Raw genomic sequence first — 20,868 nt, 5'->3', positions numbered from 1 at the left:
AAGAGGAGGGACGCCGTCCGGTTCGCCGGCACCGCCGGACGCCCGGAGCCCGACCCGTCGAACGCCTCGGGCGATCAGACGAGCGCCCCGCGCAGCACGTCGAGGCCGACGGAGCCGACGTCGAGGGCGCGGCGGTGGAACGCCTTGAGGTCGAAGTCCTCCCCGCGCGCCCGGGCGGCGGCGCGCGAGGCGTCGCGGATCTCCTCCCACAGCCGCTGGCCGATCTTGTAGCTCGGTGCCTGTCCCGGCCAGCCGAGGTACCGGTCGAGCTCGAACGCCAGGAAGCCCTCGGCCATGTTGGCGTTGGCCTTGAGGAACGGCCACGCCCTGGCCGCGTCCCAGGTGCCCCCGCCCCACTCCTGAGGGGCGGGCTTGCCCAGGTGGACGCCGATGTCGAGGACGACCCGCGCCGCCCGCAGCCGCTGCCCGTCGAGCATGCCCATGCGGTCGCCCGGGTCCGCGAGGAAGCCGAGGTCGTCCATGAGCCGCTCGGCGTACAGCGCCCAGCCCTCGCCGTGCCCGCTGACCCAGGACGCCATCCGGCGCCACATGTTCAGCAGGCCGGAGCGGAAGGTGGTCTGGCCGATCTGCAGGTGGTGACCCGGGACGCCCTCGTGGTAGACGGTCGTCTTCTCCCGCCAGGTGGCGAACTCGGTCACGCCCTTGGGCACCGCCCACCACATCCGGCCCGGCCGGGAGAAGTCGGCGCTGGGGCCCGTGTAGTAGATGCCGCCGGACTGCGTGGGCGCGATGCGGCACTCCAGCCGGCGCACCGGCCCGGGGATGTCGAACTGGGCGCCGGCCAGCGCGGCGACGGCCTCGTCGGACGTCGCCTGCATCCACTCCCGCAGCGCCGTCGTGCCGTGCAGCGTCCGGGCGGGGTCCTTGTCCAGACGTGCCATGGCCTCCTGGATGTCGGTGCCCGGGCCGTAGAGCTCGTCCGCGACGGCCTGCTGCTCGGCGACGATCCGGGCCAGCTCCTGCAGGCCCCACTCGTAGGTCTCGTCCAGGTCGACCCTGGCGCCGAGGAAGTACCGCGACCACAGCTCGTACCGCTCGCGGCCGACGGCGTCGGCCTCCGGCGCGTCGGGGGCGATCTCCTCGCCGAGCATGCGGGCGAGGTCGGCGTAGGCCTGCCGGGCGTCGCGCGCGCCGGCCTCGAGGGCGGCGCCCAGCGCCCGGGAGGGGACCTCGCCGTCGGGCTGGGCGGAGCGGGTGAGGCTGGTGAAGAACGAGCTGTCGGCGTCGGCGAGCTCGTCGGCCTGCTTGATGCAGGCCACCACCTGGCGCAGCGCGGCCACGTGCCCGGCGGCGCGGGCGGCCCGCAGGGACTCCTGGTAGCCCTCCAGCGCCGCCGGGATCGCGCGGAGGCGCGCGGCGATGGTCTCCCAGTCGGCGGCCGTGGCGGCGGGCATGAGGTCGAAGACCTCGCGCACGGCCTGCACGGGGGAGGCGATGACGTTGAGCTCGCCGGTGAGCTCGCCGGCCTCCGCCAGCTCCACGGCCAGGCCCAGGCGCTCGCGCATGGCCGCGTGGGTGACCCGGTCGATGTCGTCGGCCGGCTCGGCCGTGGCCAGCTCGGCGAGCGTGGCCTTCTCCAGCGCCGTGCGCTCGGCGATCCCGGCGGGGGAGAGATCCGGCATGAGGGCGTCGTAGCCGGGCAGGCCCAGGCTGGTGGCCTGGAGCGGGTCGAGGGCCACGCTCCGCGCGACGTACCGGTCCGCGATGGCGTCCGTGGGCGTGGGCTGGCGCTCGGTATCGGTCACCCGACCGAGGGTAGTCCGGGGCTGCGGCCGCGCGACGGCGGGACGGCCGCGTCGGCGAGGGCGACCCGGAAGCCCTCCCGCCAGGTGCGGTGGCCGGGCGCCCACCCGAGCTCCCGCCTGGCCTTGGCGTTCGACGAGCCGCGGGCGACGGTCATCATCGAGACGACGTGCTCCCCGGCGAGCGGTCGCGCGAGCCAGGCCGGCACGGGCACCGGGCGCCTGGCGCCGATGACGTCGGCCGCGTACGGCAGCCACTCGCGGACCGGGGCCGGCTCGTCGTCGACGATGTTGTAGACGCCCGGGCCGCCGCGGTCGAGGGCCAGGACCGTCGCCGCCGCCGCGTCGTCGACGTGGACGAAGGAGAAGATCCCGGTGCCGCCGCCGATGAGGGGGAACCGGCGCGCCCGGAGGGCCTCCAGCAGCTCCCCGCCGGGGGCGATGCCGGTGCCGGGCCCGTAGAGGGCGCCGTAGCGCAGCGCCAGCCCGTCGATGCCCTCGGCGGCGGTGACCGTCTCCTCGAGGTGACGGATCGCCGCGAGGGTCGCGCGGCTGGTGGCGGCGGGGTGCGGGTCCAGCGGATCGGTCTCGTCCTTGACCGGGCCGCCCGCGCGCTCGTTCGTCCACCCGGTGAAGGACTGGGCGACGATCCGCCCGGCGCCCGCCTCGCGGGCGGCCGCGAGCAGGTGGTCGAGCCCCTCGGTCCGCAGCCGGTTGGTCAGGGCGAACGCCTTGTCCAGGTGCCTGGGGGTGCCCATCCGGGCCAGCGCGGTGAACTGGTGGACGACGACGTCCGGCCGGGCCTCCAGCACCGCCCGGCGCACCGCCGCGCCGTCGAGACCGTCCATCAGCACGGGCACGACGCCCGCCCTGGAGAGTGACTCGACCTTGGCGGGGGACGTGGTCGTGCCCACGACGTCGTGGCCGGCCTCGCGCAGCTGGGGGACGAGGCGGCGTCCGAGGGCGCCCGTGGCCCCGGCGAGAAAGATCCTCATGGTGGTCTCCTTCCGGTCTTGCCCCTTCGACGGCGCAGCCCCCTCGCCTGTGACAGGTGGCTGTGCTTGGGTCGGAGGCATGGCGGACCTCGCGGCCCTGCACGACCGGCTGCGGCCGTTGATGTTCTCCGTGGCCTACCGCATGCTGGGCAGCGTCGCCGACGCCGAGGACGTGGTGCAGGAGGCCTTCGTGCGGCTGCACCGTGCCTTCGCCGGCGAGGTGATCGACTCGCCGGAGGCCTTCGCCACGACCGTCACCACCCGGCTGGCCCTGGACGCGCTGCGCTCGGCCCGCCGCCGGCGGGAGCACTACGTCGGCACCTGGCTGCCCGAGCCGCTCGTCGCGGCCGACCCGGACCCGGCGCACCGCCAGGAGCTGGACGACACCGTCTCGGTCGCCTTCCTGGCCGTGCTCGAGCGGCTGTCGCCGGCCGAGCGCGCGGTGTTCCTCCTCCGGGAGGTCTTCGGGTACGGGTACGGCGAGATCGCTCAGGTGGTGGGCAGGAACGAGACCGCCTGCCGCCAGCTGATGGCCCGCGCGCGGCGCCACGTCGCGGAGGCCCGGCCCCGCTACGAGTCCTCCCGCCGGCGCCGCGCCGAGCTCGCCGAGGCCTTCTTCGCCGCCGCGCGTGACGGCGACCTCCCGGCCCTGGAGCGGGTGCTGGCCGAGGACGTCACCTTCCACGCCGACGGCGGCGGCAGGGCCCCCGCGATCCGCGCGCCGCTGCGCGGGCGCGTGCCGGTCGCCCGGTTCGTGCGCGGCCTGGCCCGGCGGGCCGCTCCGCTCGGCGTCCGCCTGGAGGTGACGGGAGGGGGTGGGCAGCCGGCGGCGGTGCTCCGCGGCCCGGACGGGGCCGTGCTGGGCGTGCTGGGCGTCGACGTCGCCGACGGGCAGATCACGGCCGTCTACAACCAGATCAACCCGGACAAGCTCGGGCACCTGGGGCCCGTGGGGGACATGTACGCGCTGCTGGGCTGAGCCCCTCTGCGCTCCTTCTCACTGCCCACTGCTGCTCGACACAGTGAGCGCGTCAGCTACGTCTGTGGCGCTCGCCGTGTCGAGCCGCAGTCGATGGGCGAGGCGCACCCGGCTCACGTGAGCACCGGGGCGCGCCCTGCGCGATCCCCAGCGCGCGCGTGGCCTCAGGGTTGCAGCGACCAGCGCCAGGCCCCGGCGTCGGGGGCCGGCGTCATGCCCAGGCGGCGGGCACGGTCGGTCCACCGGCTGCGCACGGGCTCGGCGCCCTCGTCCGGGATGCCGGCGAGCTCGTCGCTGCGGGCGCGCGCGGCCACGATTCCCGCCACCAGCGCGGCCAGCTCCACCTCGTCCGGCCGCCCCTTGACGACCCGCACGGCGGGGGAGGTCATGAGGGCGGGACCGCCGTCGAGCGCTTCCGGGTCAGCCTGGTCCGTGACCGGTGCGTCTGCGGGCGCAGGCGCCGTCGGGCTCGCAGACGCGGGGCCTGTAGTGCCGGGGACCGCGTCCGCCGGACCGAGGCTCACCGCCCCGGCGGCGACGTCGTCGGGCACGCGCGCGTCCGTACCGTCCGACGGCGGCGTGACGCGGTTCGCCGTCGTGCGGCCGTGCTGGCGCCGGGCCACGCTGGGCGCGCTCACAGCGGGATGTTCCCGTGCTTCTTGGCGGGCAGGCTCGCGCGCTTCGTGCGCAGCGCCCGCAGCGCCTTGACCACCTGCACCCGCGTGTCCGCCGGCGCGATCACCGCGTCGACGAAGCCGCGCTCGGCCGCTTCCCAGGGGTTCACCAGTGCCTCCTCGTACTCGGCCACCAGCCGGGCCCGCTCGGCCTCGACGTCCCCGCCGTCGTCGGCCACCTTCTTCAGCGCGCCGCGCTGCAGGATGTTCACCGCCCCGCCCGAGCCCATGACGGCGATCTGCGCGGTGGGCCACGCCAGGTTCACGTCCGCGCCGAGCTTCTTCGAGCCCATGACGATGTACGCGCCGCCGTAGGCCTTGCGGGTGATGAGCGTGACGAGCGGGACGGTGGCCTCGGCGTAGGCGTAGATCAGCTTGGCGCCGCGGCGGATGATGCCGTTCCACTCCTGGTCGGTGCCGGGCAGGAAGCCCGGGACGTCCACGAGGGTCAGCACCGGGATGTTGAACGCGTCGCACGTGCGCACGAATCGGGCGGCCTTCTCCGAGGCGTTGATGTCCAGCGTGCCGGCCATCTGCAGCGGCTGATTCGCGACGACGCCGACGGCGTGACCCTCGACGTGGCCGAACGCGGTGATCATGTTGGGCGCGAAGCCCGGCTGCACCTCGAGCATCTCGCCGTCGTCGAGCACGTGGTCGATGACGGTGCGCATGTCGTAGGGCTGGTTGTCCGAGTCCGGCACCAGCGTGTCCAGCTCGCGGTCGGCGTCGCCGACCTCCAGCGCCGCCTCGGCCTCGGCGGCGCTGACCGGCCAGCTCGGCGGCTCGGAGAGGTTGTTCGAGGGCAGGTAGGACAGCAGCGCCCGGACGTAGTCGATGGCGTCGTCCTCGTCCGCGGCCTGGTAGTGCGCGACGCCGGAGCGCTGGTTGTGCGTGGCCGCGCCGCCGAGCTCCTCGAAGCCGACCTCCTCGCCGGTGACCGCCTTGATGACGTCGGGCCCGGTGATGAACATGTTCGAGGTGCCCTCGGCCATGACGATGAAGTCGGTCAGGGCGGGGGAGTAGACCGCGCCGCCCGCGCTCGGGCCGAGGATGAGCGAGACCTGCGGGATGACCCCGGAGGCGGCGACGTTGCGGCGGAAGATCTCCGCGAACTGCGTCAGTGCCGCGACGCCCTCCTGGATCCGGGCGCCGCCGCCGTCGGAGATGCCGATCAGCGGCACCCCGGTGCGCAGCGCCATGTCCATGACCTTGGTGATCTTCTGCCCGTGCATCTCCCCGAGGGAGCCGCCGAAGACGGAGAAGTCCTGCGAGTAGACGCACACCTGCCGGCCGTCCACGGTGCCGTAGCCGGTGACCACGCCGTCGCCGGCGACCCGCTTCTTCTCCAGCCCGAAGTTGGTGGAGTGGTGGGTGGCGAACGCGTCGAGCTCGGTGAACGAGCCCGGGTCCAGCAGGGCCTCGATGCGCTCGCGGGCGGACCGCTTGCCGCGCTTGTGCTGCTTGTCGGCGGCGTTGGCCGCCGCGGCGGCGAGGCTGTGCTCCCGGTCGGCGAGGTCGGCCAGCTTGCCCGCGGTGGTGCTGCCCGCCGTGTCGGGGCGGACGGTGGGGGCGGTGGTCGATTCGGTCACCCGCGACAGACTACTTGTCGCTTCCCCACCACCTCGTTGCACACTCCTTTGTGTCTGGGCGGGGGCACTTGTGGGGTTCCGACAACCCGCTGGTCGGCGGGTCCGTCCCGCGGTCGTGCGGCCGACCCCGTGCCGCGTCAGTGGTTTGCTGACCACATGCACGACGACACCACTTTCGCCCGCGTGCAGCGGGTGGAGCGCACCGGCTCGACCAACAGCGACCTGCGAGAGGCGGCGCGGGCCGACCCCGAGGCCTGGCCGCACCTGTCGGTGCTGGTGGCGCGGTCCCAGGAGGCCGGAAGGGGGCGGGCCGGGCGCACCTGGGTCACTCCGCCCGGCACCGCGCTCACGGCGTCGGTGCTGCTGCGCCCGCGCGTCCCCACCGACCGGCTGGCATGGGTGACGCTGCTCGGGGGCCTGGCGGTCCAGCGGGCTACGGCGGAGCTGGCCGGGGTGCGTACCGGCATCAAGTGGCCCAACGACGTGCTGGCGCTCGGCGCCGGCGACGTGGGGGTGCCCGGCTGGGGCACGGACCGGAAGGTCGCCGGCCTGCTGGCCGAGGCGCTGCCGCCGCCGGCGGCGGGGGACCACCTCGCCCGCCCCGCCGTCGTGCTGGGTGTGGGCGTGAACGTCGCCCAGACCGAGCTGCCGGTCGCCTGGGCGACGTCGCTGCACCTGGCGGCGGCGCGTGCGGACAGCGATGTACGCCCCGGCGTGGAAGAGGTGCTGGAGGGCGTCGGCCGCCACCTTGCGGCGCTGCTCGAGCGGTGGGAGGCCGCGGACGGCGACGCGGAGGCGGCCGGCCTCGCCGCCGAGGTGCGCGAGGTGTGCGTGACCCTCGGCGGCGAGGTGCGCGCCGAGCTGCCGGGTGGGGAGGTCCTGACCGGGACGGCGGCCGGCCTGGACGCGGACGGGCACCTGGTGGTGCGCACCGCCGCCGGCGAACGCAGTGTCCAGGCGGGGGACGTGCTCCACGTGCGGACGTCCGGCGCCTGACGGCGGGGCGGGCACGGGACGCCGACAGGCGGCCGCCGTGCCCGGTGGCGAGGAGCCATCTGCCCCGCGCGGCCACCATTTCGTGGTGTCCGGAATCGGCGGGATCCCGCGGCTCCCGGACGAGTCGCTTGTGACCCGGGTTACCCTCGGGAGGTGAGCACGGAGACTGGCTGGACCGCGTCGGGGTCGACCTCTGCGAACCCGGTCCCGCCGGCGACGGCGGGCACGGGTCCCGCCGGCCAGGCGCGCCCCGCGGAGCCCGAGCCGGCGCCCGCGCCGCAGCCGGCCGGCGGCCAGGCCGACGCCGGTCAGCAGCTGCCGGGCGGCCAGGCGGACGCCGGCTCGCACGGCACGAGCGCTGAGGCGGACCCGGGCTCGCAAGGCTCGGGCGCTCATGCGGACCCGGGTTCGCAAGGCTCGGGCGCCCAGGCGGACGCCGGCTCGCATGGCACGAGCGCTGGGGCGGACCCGGGTTCGCAAGGCTCGGGCCTCCAGGCGGACGCCGGCTCGCACGGCACGAGCGCTGGGGCGGACCCGGGTTCGCAAGGCTCGGGCGCTCATGCGGACCCGGGCGGGCCGGCGCCCGCGGGCACTCTCCCGGCCCCCGGCAGCAACGGGCTCGACGACGGCATCGACGTCCCCGACACCCAGGACCCGCTGTCGTCCACCGTGGCCGCGCGCATCGACCGCCTGCTCGGCGGCACCCCGGACCTCACCATCGTCCAGCTCGCCGAGAAGGCCGGGGTGAGCGTGGAGTTCGCCCGGACCTTCTGGAAGGCCATGGGGTTCCCGAACGTGCGGGACACCACCGTGCTCTTCGGCGACAGCGACGTGCAGGCGCTGAAGGTCATGGCCGCCCTCATCGAGGCCGACGTGATCGACGAGACCACCGCCATCTCGCTCCTTCGCGCCCAGTCGCACATGACCGACCGGCTCGCGCTGTGGCAGACCGAGGCCCTCGTGGACGGGACGGCGCGGCGCCGCCAGCTCGACGACGTCTCGGCGCGGCTCGTGGTGCTCGACAAGATCACCACGATCGTGGACGTGCTGCAGGCGCAGCTGGACTACTCCTGGCGCCGGCAGCTCGCCGCGCTGATCGCCCGCACCGACGCCGAGGTGGCGCAGAGCCACCATGCCCCCGCCGACCCGTACCACATGCCCCTGCAGCGGGGCCTGGGCTTCGTGGACATGGTGGCCTACACCCGCCGGTCGACCGAGCTGGGGTCGAGCGCGCTCGCGGACCTGGTGCAGACGTTCGAGTACACCTCCCGCGACGTCATCACCACGCACGGCGCCCGGGTCGTGAAGACCATCGGCGACGCCATCCTCTACGTCGCCGACGACCTGCCCACCGCGGCCGAGGTCACCGTGAAGCTCATCCGCGCGCTGCAGGCGAAGGAGAACATGCTGCCGGTGCGGGCCTCCGTGGTGTGGGGCGGGGTGCTCTCGCGCAACGGCGACGTCTTCGGGCCCACCGTGAACCTCGCCTCGCGGCTGGTGGACGTCGCCCCGCCGGGCAGCGTCCTGACGGACCAGTCCACCGCCGACGCCCTGGCCGCGAGCCCCGCCGCGCGGCAGTACACGATGGTGCCCCGGGAGGGCGTCGAGCTGCAGGGACTGGGCGAGGTCCGGCCGATCGAGCTGCGCCGCCTGCCCGACTGACGTCGCTCGCACGGAGCACGCCGTCGTCCGCCCCCGGGCTGAGCCAGCCCCCACGGGCCATCCTCATGGGACGCCACCGGCACACCCCCGCTAGTCATGACCGGCCGCGTGGTGCGAGGCGGGTACCCGCCGGTCCCGCCGTGGTGAGACAGGGCACGTCTCCATCGCGCCTCAGGCGCGGGTGCCGGCGCAGACACCCGGCTGGAGCCGGTCGCAGCACCGCGGCAGCGGCCGGCTCACAGGGGATCGCGGCCTTGCTCGACCCGCTGGCGTGCCGGGGCAGTTATGGACTGCCGGCCGCCACATCGTGGGCGCGGGGGCGGGCCGGGGACCGCTCATGGTGGCGTGGCGGCAACCGATGTAGACGATGTACGGGCTGGGCAAGGAAGGTTGTCGGAAGATGCAGGTGCAGTTCGGTCGAGAAGGTCGCAGGATCGCCGAACCCAGTGCGCCCGGACACGCCCGGGGATCCGGCTCAGCTCCCGCCGACGCGCCCGCCAGGCCGCACGGCCGGCGCGTCGCGCCGGGTGCGGTCCCCGACGCCCGCCCGGGACTGCCGTGCCTCACGGCGGACGTCCTCGACCAGATGGGAGCCGGCGCCGCGGTCGCGGACGCCGCCGGCGTCATCTGGCAGAAGGAGCCCGAGGGCGAGTGGCGCTCGACGCGCGCCCACTTCCACACCCCGGGCATGTACCCCTTCACCGGCAGCGTGCTGGTGCGCCATCGCGGCCCGCTGCGGCACGTCTTCGTCGCTCCGGAACCGGCGGGTCCCGGCACGGAGGAGACCGCTGATCTCCCGCAGCAGCCGGGCCCCGACCACGGCCTCGTCGCCTGAGATTCGGGGCCGCCGGCGGGGCGATGTGCGCGCCTCGCAATTCGTGCGGCCTTCCGGATGCCGGGGCGTGGCACCGACAATCCGCATGTGTGCCGCTCTGACCTGCGACGACGCACGGTTGTGACATGCGCTTGACCGAACCTTGACGATCTGCCCTAGGATGACGCCGTGACCAATGTGCTGCTCGTTGAGGACGACCCCGCCATCGCTGAGCCCCTGGCCCGGGCCCTCGGACGGGAGGGGTACGAGGTGCGGCCGCACGGCACCGGGCAGGCCGCGCTGGACGACCTGGGCAACGGCGCGGACCTCGTCGTCCTCGACCTGGGCCTTCCGGACATGGACGGCCTGGACGTCGCCCGGCACATCCGCAACCAGGGCCTGACGCTTCCCATCCTCGTGCTGACGGCCCGCGCGGACGAGGTCGACCTCGTCGTCGGGCTCGACGCCGGCGCGGACGACTACGTCACCAAGCCCTTTCGCCTGGCTGAGCTGCTCGCCCGCGTCCGGGCGCTGCTGCGCCGCGCCGGCGGCGAGGTGAGCGAGGACGGCGACCTCACCGCGCAGGACGTGCGCGTCGACGTCGCCGCGCACCGCGCCTTTCGCGGCACCCGCGAGCTGCACCTGACCGCCAAGGAGTTCGAGCTGCTGCGCGTGCTGGTGCGTGAGGCGGGCTCCGTCGTCGGCCGCGAGACGCTCATGCGCGAGGTGTGGGGCACCGACCCCACCGGGTCCACCAAGACCCTGGACATGCACGTGTCCTGGCTGCGCCGCAAGCTCGGGGACGACGCGAACGACCCGAAGTACATCACCACCGTGCGGGGGATGGGCTTCCGGTTCGAGACGACAGGGGACTAGCTCACCGTGCGCCGCCGCGCGGTCCAGATGATCATCGCGGCCGTCGCCGTCGCGGTCGTGCTGCTCGGCGTGCCCATGGCCGTCTTCGGCGCGATCTTCGTGTGGGACCGCGAGCAGGCCGCGCTCGAGCAGCGCGTCTCCTCCCTCGGCCGCTCCGTCGAGCGGCGCCTCGTCAACGACGAGGAGCTCGACGTCCAGATGCTCGAGCCGTGGGTGGGCGGGGAGAGGAACCTCGAGGCCGCCATCCTCGTGCAGAGCCCCGCCGGCGAGGAGCTCCGAGCCGGCCCCGAGTTCACCGACAGCGTGGTCCGCTCGCTGCAGATCACCCCCTCCGGCGCGACCGTCCGCATGGACGTGGCCGCCACGGAGATCCAGTGGGCGGCGGCCAAGGTGGTGCTGCTGGTGATCGGCTCCTCCGCCATCGCCCTCGGCGTGGGCATCCTGGTGGCCAACCGCCAGGCGCGGCGCCTCTCGGCGCCGCTGATCTACCTCGCCGCCTCCGCCGAGCAGATCGGCTCCGGCCAGGTGCGCCCGCGGCTGAAGCCCTCCGGCATCGAGGAGATCGACCTGGTCGCCGCCGAGCTGGTGCGCACCGCCGACCGGATGGCCGGCCGGCTCGCCGCCGAGCGGCAGTTCGCCGCCGACGCCTCCCACCAGCTGCGCACGCCCCTGACGGCGCTCTCCATGCGGCTGGAGGAGATCCTCGCCCTGAGCGACTCCGAGGAGGTGCGCGAGGAGGCCCGGGTCTCCCTCGAGCAGGTGGAGCGGCTCACCGGCGTGGTCGACGACCTGCTGAAGACCTCCCGCTCAGCCGGCGGCGGCACCACCGAGGCGGTGCACCTGGACGAGGTCTTCGCCCAGCAGCACGAGGAGTGGGGCCCGGCCTTCAAGAAGGCCAAGCGGGAGCTCGTGCTCGACGACGCCGCGGGGCTGGCCGTGCTGGCCACCCCGGGGGCGCTGGCGCAGGTGCTCGCCACCCTGCTGGAGAACGCGCTCAAGTACGGCGCCGGCACCACCAAGGTCGTCACCCGGCCCGCCTCCGCCGGCCACGGGGTCTTCATCGCCGTCTCCGACGAGGGCGAGGGCGTCGACGACGAGCTTGCGCCGGACATCTTCACCAAGCACGTCTCCGGCCGCTCCGGCACGGGCCTCGGGCTCGCGCTCGCCAAGGACCTGGTCGCGGCCGACGGCGGCCGCCTGGAGCTCAGCCAGCGCCGCCCGCCGGTGTTCACCATCTTCTACAACGCCGTGCCCAAGTCGCTGGACCCCGACGTCGTGCTGCCCCAGGGCGCGCTGGTGTCGGTCGGGCGCCGGCGGCGGCGCCGCTGACGCCCGGCCGCGTGGCTGAGGCCCCGCCGCGTGGCTGAGGCCCCGCCGCGTCGCTGACGCCCCGCCACGCGGCGGCCCGCCGCCGGCCGGCCGTTGCTGACCGAAGCCGGCCCCTCCCGGCGGTCGGGGAAACTTCGTCAGGCATAGCCTGACGGATGCTCCCCGCTGCGGGGGCGGACGTCACGCCCGGTCCCGAGGGATTCCGGACGGCCGCGACCGTTCGCGCGGCTTCCGAGGCCTGCCGAGGAGTCTTGCGTTGTCGCGGCACCTCCCGGCGCGGGCGTCTCGGCGGTCGGGAAAACTTCGTCAGGCATAGCCTGACGGATGCTCCCCGCTGCGAGCGGCGTGGAGGTCACGCCCGGTCCCCAGGGCGGCTGCGAGGTCGGCGTGGAGGTCACGCCCGGTCCCGAGGGCAGCGTCGGCCGCGAGGGCGTCGAAATGCCGCCCTTTATTCGTTCTGTCGTCCGAATTATCGCCGAACGGCTCGTCTGGTGGGAGGGAAACTTCACACGGCACACCGGCACGTCGGTGCTTGTCCGACCCAACGTGCAGGTGAGGGCGGTGCGGCCGGCGGCAGTCCTCTCCGGGCAGAAACAGCACAGAAAGGGTCCGTAATGCGCCCGGGAGTCTTCTTCGTCTATACCGTCCGGTGTGCAGATTTCCAGTGGTGACGGGTCCGACGTACAGGCGGAGCGATTCGAGGGCGTGAGGGCCGGGGCTCGTACCCCCGGACGAACCCCGTGGGCCGACGTTCCCGAGGCCACCGCGGCCACCCCCGCCGCCCCCGCCACCCGCGCTTCCGGCAGCTCGGCCGGCGGCGCCGCGGACCACCACCTCGCCTCCCCGCCGCGGGCCGCGATGGTCGTCGGTTCCGTGTGGCCCCAGGACGCCGACCGGATGGCGCTGCCGTGGCTGGACGTGCCCGACGCGGCCGCCGCCACGGCGGGCCTCGCGAGCCCGGACCGGCTCCGGGGCTTCGTCACCACGCTGACCGAGGCGATCGCAGCCGCGACGGTCGCGCACGTGCGGGACGCCGCCCGCGCCGGCGAGCCGATGGACCCGAGCCTGTGGGAGGGGCTGGGTGGCGTGCTGTGGGCCCTGGCAGAGACCGGGGTGACCGTGTCGGAGGAGCTTCGCGAGGCGCTGGTCAGCGCAGTCCGCACCGCGCCGCGGCCGGGACTGGGCCTGGCGACCGGGCTGAGCGGCCGGGCGCTGGCTCTCGACAAGCTGGGGAGCAGGTCCGACGCCGCCGCGCTCTGGCGGGCCCTCGACCTCGCGCCCCTGGGCGGCCTGGGGGTCACGGTCGCCGACGGCCTGCCGGGCGTCGGGCTGGCGCTGCTCGAGCGCTCGCACCGCGCCCACGCCCTGGAGGCGATCACCGACGTCCACACCATCGCGGCGATGCTGACGCCCAAGCTTCGCGACGGGCGCCTCCCGGGGCGGCCCGGGCTGATGCACGGCGCGTCCGGCGCGGCGCTGTTCCTGCTCCAGGCCTACGAGCTCACCGACGACGAGACGCTGCTGGAGCCCGTGGCGGGGGCGCTGCGGCACGACCTGAACCTGCTGGGGTGGGGCCCGCCGCAGGGACGGCCCTTCCGGCCCCGCCCGCGGTGGACCACGCCGGGCACCCTGTCCGAGGGCAGCATCGGCGTCGCCGTCGCGCTGCACCGGGCAGTGGCGCACCTGGACGACCCCTGGGTGGCCGAGGCCCGGGACGCCATCGTCGCCGCCGCCCAGTCCCAGCTCATCGAGCGGCCGGGGCTGTCCCGTGGCCGAGGGAGCGCCGTGCTGGCGGTGCAGCACCTGCTGGCACGCCCGTGGGAGACGGCGGACGAGCGGCTCGCGAGGGTGCGGCCCTTCCTCCAGCCGCTCACCCTCGCGGCGGCGCCTGGGGTGGCTGCGCCGACCGGCATGGCCGCGCTCTCCGTGCGCAGCGGCGCCGCGGGCGTCATGCTCGCGCTGGCGCACCTCACGACCGCAGGAGACCGGCGGGTGCCCTTCCTCTGGTGACGGGCGGCTGCTGCTCTTCTGACGGTGACGGGCGGCTGCTGCTCTTCTGACGGTGACGGGCGGCTGCTGCTCTTCCGACGGTGACGGGCGGCTGCTGCTCTTCCGACGGCGACGGGCGGCTGCCCTTCCTCTGGTGACCTGGCGGCTGATCTTCTCTGGTGACATACCTGCTTTGCTGACGCTGGGCGCGCCTGGCTGTCGCCAGACTCGGTTTGCTGACACCACGCCGAACGCATGGGCCGCAGCCACGACGTCGCGTGGACGCTCGCGGCACCGCTGCGGCGCCGACCTGGCCTCCACAGCGCCGCCTCTGCTGCCGGAGGTGGCCGGTGCGCCGGGGCTGGTGCGGCCGCGGGCCAGGCCGCCGCGCACGGTCCTCAGCCCAGCGGTGCGCCGGCGGCGGCCATGAACGGCTCGGGGTCGGTGTGCCGCCCGTCGGCGTAGACCCCGAAGTGCAGGTGGCAGCCGGTGGAGTTGCCGTCGTTACCCACCAGCGCGATGACCTGCCCGGCCGCGACCCGGTCGCCGGGGCGCACCAGGACCCCGCCCCGCTCCATGTGGTTGTACGACGTCTCGATCCCGCCACCGTGGTCGACGAACACCACTGACCCCGTCAGCCCCCGGTGCGGGCCGGCGGCGTAGGTGACAACGCCCTCCGCCGCCGCGTAGATCGGCGTGCCGCAGGCGGCGGCCACGTCGGTGCCGATGTGGAAGGCGCCGCCGTGCGCCTCGCGCGGCCCGTACGGGGAGGTGACGGGCGCGTCGACCGGGGCCACCCACTGCCCGGTCCCCAGGGCGGCGGGCTGGACACTGGAGGCGAGCAGGCAGGTGAGCGCGCCGGCGCCAGGGCCGGGCACCGGGCTGAGGTTGATGTGCGGGTGGTCGAGATGGTTCGCCGTCGGGCTGCCCCGGTCCGCCATGGGCTGCCAGCCGGCCTGCGGGTCGGCGGCGAACCAGATCCGCTGGCGCCAGATGATGTAGTCGACCCCCAGGCGCGCCGCGTGCTCGACGGCGTAGGCGACGATCGCGTCGCCCTTGGCGACGTCGTCGTGGGTCATGAAGTCGACGGCGAGCCCGGCCGGGTGACCGCCGCTGTCGATGGCGGTCTCGCGGTACCCGCCGACCTCCGCGACGCCGAACCGCCGGCCGATCTCCTCGGCCAGCGCCGCGGTGTGCGGGGCGACCGGCCCGAGGTCGTAGGAGCCGGGCTGGGTCGGCGTCGCGGCGTCCGTGGGCTCGCCGGGTGCCGCCCCGTCGGGCGCCGCAGCCGACCCGCCCGGCGCCGGCGCGGGGATCCCGCCGGCCGCCGCGTGCGCGGCGGGAGCGGCCGTAGCAGCGGGCGCCGCGGCAGCTGGAGGCGTGGTGGCGTCACCGGCGGCCAGCGCGGCGACCACCGCGACGGCGTCGTCCCAGTACCGGGCGTAGTGGTGCGGGTCGGCGTTGCGCTGCACGCGGTGCGCGGCGATGGTCGGCTCCAGGTCCCGCCAGCCCGGCACCTCGTCCAGCGCCTCGAAGAACAGCGCGGCCGCGCGGGCGGGCGCGAGCCGGTCGGCCCGGCTGCCCCACCAGTCCTGCTGCTGGAACAGGCCGAGGGAGGACGTCGGGGTGCCGTCGGGGTTGGTCACCCCGTGCAGGTCGTCGCCCACGGGCAGGTTGCGCAGCGAGGACTCGCCCATGGCCGTCATCACGCCGATCGTCTGGCCCCACGGGTCGAAGCCGAGCTCCTCGCCGACGCGCACGATCGTCGCCGCGTTCTGCAGCTGCTCCCCGGCGTACCCGGCCACCTCCCCGCCCGGCACCCCGGCGACGACGACCCCGGCGCCGCCCGGCTGGCACCACGCCTGCGGCCGGGCGCGCAGGCCCGCCCCCACGAACAGCACCAGCGCGAGCCCGCCCCCGCCCAGCACGGCGAGGACGAGGACCACGGCGAGCAGCTTGCGCATCTCACCCGCCCGCGGGCTCGGCGCGCTGGACCAGCCACGGCTCGCCGTCGGCGGTGCGGGTCAGCGTGACGGCGTAGTCGCCGGCGTCGGTGCCCACGACGACGGTGGCCAGGTAGGCCGACCCGGTCTCCTGCGCGGTGGCCGGGCCGGTGACGGCGGAGGCGGGCACCTGCCGCGGGTCGACGGCGGCGTAGTAGTCGCGGGCCTCGGGCGCCATGAGCGGCCGCAGGCCGTCGAGCCACTCCTCGGCGGGCAGGTCCGGCCGGGCGAAGGCGCGCATGAACTCCGCGGCGCGGGCCTCGGCGTCCGCCCGGGCGGGCGCGTCCCAGGCGGGCGGGACGTGCGCGTCGGCCTGCTCTTGCCCGGCCAGCTCCTCGAGGGGCTCGGCCTCGCCCGTCGCGGTGGCCGACGGCGAGGGCGCGGGTGTGGCGGTCGGTGAGGCGGGCGGCCCGGTGGGCGAGCAGCCCGCCAGGAGGGCCGTGAGCCCGACAACCAACGCCGCCGCGGAAGGCCCGAGCCCCGGTCGGGCGGCCGCCGCCGCGGAAGGCCCGAGCCCCGGTCGGGCGGCCGCCGCCGCGGGATCGTTCGCTGACCCCGCTGCCCCCGCTGCCCACGCTGCCACGGGCCCGCCGACGCCCCCCGCGCCGGGCGGCCGTGCGCGCGGCCCGGCCCGCCGGCTACGCCCGCCCACCACGGGTCATGGCCTCGTCGGTGTTGGTCAGCCCGGTCTCGAACCGCGAGCGCACGTGCTCGACCAGCACCTCGGGGTCGCGCCCGCGCTTGAACAGGTGGAAGCCGTCGCCCAGCGCGGGCAGCGTCGCGGCCAGACCCGGCTCGAGGCCGAAGTCGTGCACCGCCCGCGCGATGTCGTCGGCGCGGGACTGGCGGTAGCAGTGGATGGTCTGCGCCTCCTGCAGGACGGTCATGGCCGGGGAGTCGGGCGGGATGTCGGCGATCTTGTGGATGGCCACCACCAGCGCCAGCCCCAGGCCGCGGGCGAGCTTGGTGTTGGCGCGCATCAGCTGGGCGTTCGGCCCGCCCACCAGGTGCCAGCCCTCCTCGGCGATGAGGTTGGTGAACCGGCCGCGCTCGCGGCGGAGCGTGCCCAGCAGCCACATGTTCGCGATGGCCATGACGGTCGGGACGGCGGGGCCGTCGTCGGGCAGCTGGGAGACGTCGAAGCTCGTGAGCTTCTCGTTCAGGGACACCCACCTCGACGTCGGCCCGTCGAAGATGCCGCCGTACTCCTCCAGGAGCCCCGCCAGGAGGAACCGCACGCCCAGCCCGGCCTCGTGCAGCCGCTCGACGGCGGCCGGGCTCAGGTCCGCATAGGCGGCGTCGTGGGCGGCGTGCCCCGCCTGGGCGAGCACGTCCGGCAGCACCGGGATGCGCCCGTCGCTCTCCGCGGCGCGCATGGCGAGGCGGTAGGCGCTGCGCAGCGCCTCGCGCTCCCACTGGTCCAGCGGCCGGCCGCCCTGCGCCAGCTCGGCGGCCACCTGCAGCAGGTGCGCCTGGTTCTTCGTGCCCGTGCCGCCCGTGATGACCGGGTCCAGCAGGTTGAGCACGGTGCCGCCGGGCTCGAGGGAGAAGCGCAGCGGCGCGGTGCCGTAGCGCTCCACGAGCGCGCAGTACTCGCCCTCCCCGCCGCGGTCCTTCTTGTCGAAGACCACCGAGCGGCGCCCCACCAGGGTCAGCGTCCGCAGCACGTAGACGGTCTTGAGCAGGCTGGACTTGCCGGCGCCGACGTCGCCGAGCACCAGCACGTTGGGGGAGGAGATCACGCCCTTGGCGTAGGCGGTGAACGGGTCGTGCGCGACGACGGCGTTGGACAGGCAGTCCCGGCCGATGGCCACGCCCTCGGCGTCGGTGGGGTCGGCGACCACGGCGGTGCTGAGCACCTCGGCCTGCCGGGTGGTGGTCGGCGCGCCGCGGTGCAGGGGGGCGTAGTAGCCGCGCCTGGCGCGCCGGAGCTTTGGCCGCGCGGGCCAGCCGCGGGCCTCCCACGGCGGCCGGCCCTCGCCGTCGCCGGGGGCGGTCGCCGGGGCGCGGAAGATGTTGCGGCGCCTCCGGCCCGACGGCGGTGCGGGCGCGGCCGGCGTGGTCGCCTCCGTGGACGCCTCGGTGTCGCCGTCGGCCGCGGCTGTCTCGGGTTCCGCGCGCCCGGCCGCGGTGGCATCGGTGACGTCGTCGACCGCCCGGAGCCGTCCCCGCGCGGTGTCCTGCCCGGACCGGGCGAGCCCGGTCGCCTCCGTCTGGGCGGCCACCGCCACCGCCGCGCCGACCTCGCCGGCGCGGGCGCGGCCGCGCCGGTCCTTGCGCGAGAGCCTCATAGCGCCTCCCGTGCGCCGTGCCCGGTCAGCGACCGCATGAGCCGCTGGGCGGTGGTGGGCTCGGGCGGCCGCATGCCGCGGGCGATGGGCCAGGTGCAGCCCGAGGCGGCGGCCTGGTAGGTGTCCAGCCACTCCAGCCGTTCGATGCCGAGCCCACGCTCGGCGGTCGCCGCGACCAGCCGGACGGCTTGGCCGAGCTCGCCCCGGGAGCGCGCCGAGACGGTCAGGTGGCCCAGCCACTCCGCGCCGTGGTGCTGGGTGCCCGGGCGCAGGTCCTCCAGGCGTCGCTGCGCGGCGGTGAGGGAGGCCTCGCTCTCGTCGTCGAGCAGCCGCCCGGCCTCCCGGCGGCGCAGCAGCTCCGAGTGGTCGCTGGTGGCGTCGAGGCGCGCCGTGGCCTTCGCCTCGCGGGCGGGCACCATCCACGTCTGCAGGGACAGGGTGCGCACGATCCGCTCGGGCATCCCGGACAGCAGCGGCGTGACCCACAGGCTGTTGCGCTCCCCGGTGGCCATCGCCCGCGCGGTGATCAGCGCCGTGCGGTGCCACCACTCCACCGCCTCGCCGGTCAACGGGTCGACGTCGCGGACCACGTGCGCGGAGTAGTCGTCGACGCTGGGCAGGCCGAGCACCTCCGGGTCGGCTCCGGGGGCGTCGATGGGCCGCAGCGGGTTCTGCATGTGCCGGATGACGGCGGCGGTCTGCTGCGCCGTCAGTGCCCGCACCCGGCCCATCCGGGCCCGCCGCAGCCCGCGGGTGATGCCGTCCACCTCCTCGACCATGAGCCGGCGCCAGCCGTCCCGCCCGGTGCCGAAGCGCTCGGCGGCGCGGAAGAACGCCGCGGTCAGCGGCCAGCGCACGACGACGAAGTGGCGCTGGACCATCTCGCGCCGGCCCATCTCGGCGAGCAGGTCGTCGTAGGAGCGCAGCAGCTCCTCCGGGGCGTCGGCGTCCACCTGGCGGACGACCCAGGCCTCGTGCCCGGCGGGGTCCGGCGGCATGACGCGGGTGAGCGTCTGGACCGCGCGGGCGAGGGACTCCTCGCTGCCGAGCGAGGCGAGGAAGGCGCCCCAGGCGATCTGGTCGGCCTCGACGGCGTGCTCGGACTCGATGCCGCGGATCTGCCCGGCGACCTCGAAGGCGACCGAGAGGTACGGCTCCTCCCCGGTCGGGGCGTGCCAGGCGATGCCCGGCCGGCCCGGGCGCAGGTCCAGCCAGCCCATGCCCTCGGCGCCGTCCGGCCGCTCCCGCAGGGCGGCGGCCTCGCGTGCCGCGGCCCGGCGGTGCCGGCGGCGGGTGCCGAGCTCGTGCCAGCGCGCCTGGTCGAAGGGCAGGTACGCCACCGTGCCGGTGCGGGTGCGCTCGCGCCAGCGCCGGCGGGCGACCCACCGCTCGGCGAGCGAGCCGTGCACGGTGGGGGAGGTAACCAGCCAGGCCGCCACCACGAGCACCGCGCCGACGACGAAGCCGGGGGTGCCCACGGTGATGGTCAGGACCATGCCGGCGAGGGCGGCCGCGAGCAGCGCGACGAGCCGGCTGTGCGGGACGGAGCCGCCGAAGAAGCTGCGGTGGCCGCTCTCCCCGCCGAGGACGGACGTGCGGGTCATCGCTCACCCCCGCCGTCGGCGCTCGCGTCCGCCGGGCCCTTCCCGTCCGCGGGTGCCGGCTCGGCGCCGCCCGCCTGCGGGCGGCCGGTCGCCGGGGCCACGTCGCCGCCCGCCGGCGGACGGCCGGTCCGTGGGGCCAGGTCGGCCGCCGGCGGACGGCCGGTGTCCGGGCCTGCCTCGGCCTCCGGCGCCGCACGCGCGGCCCCGGGCGCCAGGCGGGTCCGAGAGTGCTGGGCCATCGCCGCCCGCTGCACCGGCCCCGGCTCGGCCGGCAGCGGCCGGTAGGTGTTGGCCAGCAGGGGCAGCACCGTGCCGGCGGCGGCGTCGGCCGGCCGGTCGGCCTGCAGCCGCGCGACCCGCGCCACCACCGACTCGCCGGTGGGCGCCGGCTCCGCGCGGGCCGGGACCTCGGCGGCCGGCCAGGCGGGCGCCCGCAGCGGCGCCAGGTGCAGCAGGAGGAACGGCGCGAGCGCCGCCAGAATCATCGCCAGCGCGGCCGCCGAGAGGGCGGCGAGCTGGGCGATGCGCGGGTCGGTGGTGGGCGCCCCGGTCTGCGCCGCCGTCAGCCGCAGGGCCACGCCGAGCAGGAAGAACAGCAGCGGCGCGGTGGCCAGGACCGCGACCCAGGCCATGAGCAGCCGGGTGCCCGTGCGCCGGTGCGCCGGGTCCACCAGCCAGACCAGCGCCAGCGGCAGCAGCGCGCCGGTGAAGTACAGGGTGATCGTCGCGGCCGTGAGGACCAGCGCCACCAGCAGCAGCCCGAGCACCATCAGCGACATGAGGATCAGCGCGACGACGACGCCACCCACGATCCCGCCCGGCTCCGTGGCGTCGATGGTCGCGCTCAGCCCCTCCACCGCGGCCGTCGTCGACCCGCCCGAGGCCCACCCGATGAGGGACTGGCTCAGCGCCCCGAAGAACCGCACGACCACCCAGCCCGCGGCCGGCCCGTACATGGCGCCGCCCAGGAACAGCAGGCTGTAGGTGGTGAAGGACTCGGCGAGCTCCGGCCCGCTGATCAGCCGCCGCGCCGCCCGGACGAGGTTCCACAGCAGCAGCACGGCCCAGAGGAAGACGGCGACGGCGAAGGAGATGCGGTAGGCCTCGAGGAACCACGCCGCGCTGAGGTCCGGCTGGGTGGCGCTGAGCAGCCAGGGCAGCAGGTCGCCGGCCAGCCCGTGCGCCGCGTCCTTGACGCTGGCGAAGAGGAAGGCCAGCGGGTCGGTGTCGAAGGTGGCGACCGGCGGCGGGGGCGCGACGGCGCCCGGCACGGCGCTCAAGGTGGCGTTCGCTGCCACGTCGAC

At 75.6% G+C, this 20,868-nt stretch carries 16 protein-coding genes; 7 read left to right on the top strand and 9 right to left on the bottom strand.

Annotated elements, in window-relative coordinates:
- Positions 1–74: 74 nt before the first annotated feature.
- Both ACF0H8_RS17305 and ACF0H8_RS17300 read right to left on the bottom strand, forming a co-directional pair.
- On the bottom strand, positions 75–1,766 hold the full coding sequence (locus tag ACF0H8_RS17305; RefSeq protein ID WP_395290121.1) for a DUF885 domain-containing protein: 1,692 nt from the start codon (positions 1,764–1,766) through the stop codon (positions 75–77).
- Entirely contained in the window at positions 1,763–2,758 is a 996-nt protein-coding gene (locus ACF0H8_RS17300; RefSeq protein ID WP_395290120.1) for an NAD-dependent epimerase/dehydratase family protein, read from the bottom strand. The genes ACF0H8_RS17305 and ACF0H8_RS17300 overlap by 4 nt, the downstream gene beginning before the upstream one ends.
- Before the next feature lie 79 nt (positions 2,759–2,837).
- On the opposite strand from ACF0H8_RS17300, the gene ACF0H8_RS17295 reads away from it, so the two are divergent.
- Positions 2,838–3,737, top strand: coding sequence for an RNA polymerase sigma-70 factor (locus ACF0H8_RS17295; protein WP_395290119.1), 900 nt, complete (start codon positions 2,838–2,840; stop codon positions 3,735–3,737).
- Between the two features lie 164 nt (positions 3,738–3,901).
- Here the strand turns inward: ACF0H8_RS17295 and ACF0H8_RS17290 are convergent, their stop codons facing one another.
- Both ACF0H8_RS17290 and ACF0H8_RS17285 read right to left on the bottom strand, forming a co-directional pair.
- Positions 3,902–4,375 (bottom strand): acyl-CoA carboxylase subunit epsilon, encoded by a 474-nt coding sequence (locus tag ACF0H8_RS17290; RefSeq protein WP_395290118.1) that lies wholly within the window; start codon positions 4,373–4,375, stop codon positions 3,902–3,904.
- Positions 4,372–6,000, bottom strand: coding sequence for an acyl-CoA carboxylase subunit beta (locus ACF0H8_RS17285; protein ID WP_395290117.1), 1,629 nt, complete (start codon positions 5,998–6,000; stop codon positions 4,372–4,374). The genes ACF0H8_RS17290 and ACF0H8_RS17285 overlap by 4 nt, the downstream gene beginning before the upstream one ends.
- 156 nt (positions 6,001–6,156) lie before the next feature.
- Here ACF0H8_RS17285 and ACF0H8_RS17280 point away from each other — a divergent pair, with 156 nt between their 5' ends.
- From ACF0H8_RS17280 to ACF0H8_RS17255, 6 genes are all read left to right on the top strand, one after another.
- Positions 6,157–6,996 (top strand): biotin--[acetyl-CoA-carboxylase] ligase, encoded by an 840-nt coding sequence (locus tag ACF0H8_RS17280; protein WP_395290116.1) that lies wholly within the window; start codon positions 6,157–6,159, stop codon positions 6,994–6,996.
- Positions 6,997–7,149: 153 nt separating this feature from the next.
- On the top strand, positions 7,150–8,658 hold the full coding sequence (locus tag ACF0H8_RS17275; RefSeq protein ID WP_395290115.1) for an adenylate/guanylate cyclase domain-containing protein: 1,509 nt from the start codon (positions 7,150–7,152) through the stop codon (positions 8,656–8,658).
- A gap of 586 nt (positions 8,659–9,244) precedes the next feature.
- The gene (locus ACF0H8_RS17270) at positions 9,245–9,493 is read left to right on the top strand and encodes a hypothetical protein (protein WP_395290114.1); all 249 of its coding nucleotides are present in this window, start codon (positions 9,245–9,247) and stop codon (positions 9,491–9,493) included.
- A 168-nt stretch (positions 9,494–9,661) separates the two neighbouring features.
- Positions 9,662–10,348, top strand: coding sequence for a response regulator transcription factor (locus ACF0H8_RS17265; RefSeq protein WP_395290113.1), 687 nt, complete (start codon positions 9,662–9,664; stop codon positions 10,346–10,348).
- 6 nt (positions 10,349–10,354) lie between these two features.
- Positions 10,355–11,677 (top strand): ATP-binding protein, encoded by a 1,323-nt coding sequence (locus ACF0H8_RS17260; protein WP_395290112.1) that lies wholly within the window; start codon positions 10,355–10,357, stop codon positions 11,675–11,677.
- Between the two features lie 651 nt (positions 11,678–12,328).
- Complete coding sequence (locus tag ACF0H8_RS17255) at positions 12,329–13,687, top strand: hypothetical protein (RefSeq protein ID WP_395290111.1); 1,359 nt, start codon at positions 12,329–12,331, stop codon at positions 13,685–13,687.
- A gap of 377 nt (positions 13,688–14,064) precedes the next feature.
- Here ACF0H8_RS17255 and ACF0H8_RS17250 read toward each other — a convergent pair whose 3' ends face one another.
- The 5 genes from ACF0H8_RS17250 to ACF0H8_RS17230 all read right to left on the bottom strand — a co-directional run bounded on the left by ACF0H8_RS17250 (position 14,065) and on the right by ACF0H8_RS17230 (position 20,862).
- Positions 14,065–15,630 carry a M23 family metallopeptidase gene (locus ACF0H8_RS17250; protein ID WP_395290110.1) on the bottom strand — a complete coding sequence of 522 codons (1,566 nt, stop codon included), beginning with the start codon at positions 15,628–15,630 and terminating at the stop codon, positions 14,065–14,067.
- A 1-nt stretch (position 15,631) separates the two neighbouring features.
- Positions 15,632–16,126, bottom strand: a complete 495-nt coding sequence (locus ACF0H8_RS17245; protein WP_395290109.1) for a hypothetical protein — start codon at positions 16,124–16,126, stop codon at positions 15,632–15,634.
- A 181-nt stretch (positions 16,127–16,307) separates the two neighbouring features.
- Positions 16,308–17,960, bottom strand: coding sequence for an ATP/GTP-binding protein (locus tag ACF0H8_RS17240; protein ID WP_395290108.1), 1,653 nt, complete (start codon positions 17,958–17,960; stop codon positions 16,308–16,310).
- Complete coding sequence (locus tag ACF0H8_RS17235) at positions 17,957–19,564, bottom strand: hypothetical protein (RefSeq protein ID WP_395290107.1); 1,608 nt, start codon at positions 19,562–19,564, stop codon at positions 17,957–17,959. Before ACF0H8_RS17235 ends, ACF0H8_RS17240 begins: the two co-directional genes overlap by 4 nt.
- The gene (locus ACF0H8_RS17230) at positions 19,561–20,862 is read right to left on the bottom strand and encodes a hypothetical protein (protein ID WP_395290106.1); all 1,302 of its coding nucleotides are present in this window, start codon (positions 20,860–20,862) and stop codon (positions 19,561–19,563) included. Before ACF0H8_RS17230 ends, ACF0H8_RS17235 begins: the two co-directional genes overlap by 4 nt.
- Positions 20,863–20,868 lie beyond the last annotated feature (6 nt).

Origin of the sequence: Georgenia sp. AZ-5 (genome assembly GCF_043952095.1) — a bacterium.
In the GTDB taxonomy this organism is placed as follows: domain Bacteria; phylum Actinomycetota; class Actinomycetes; order Actinomycetales; family Actinomycetaceae; genus Georgenia.
This window is presented reverse-complemented; position numbering and strand designations above follow the sequence as displayed.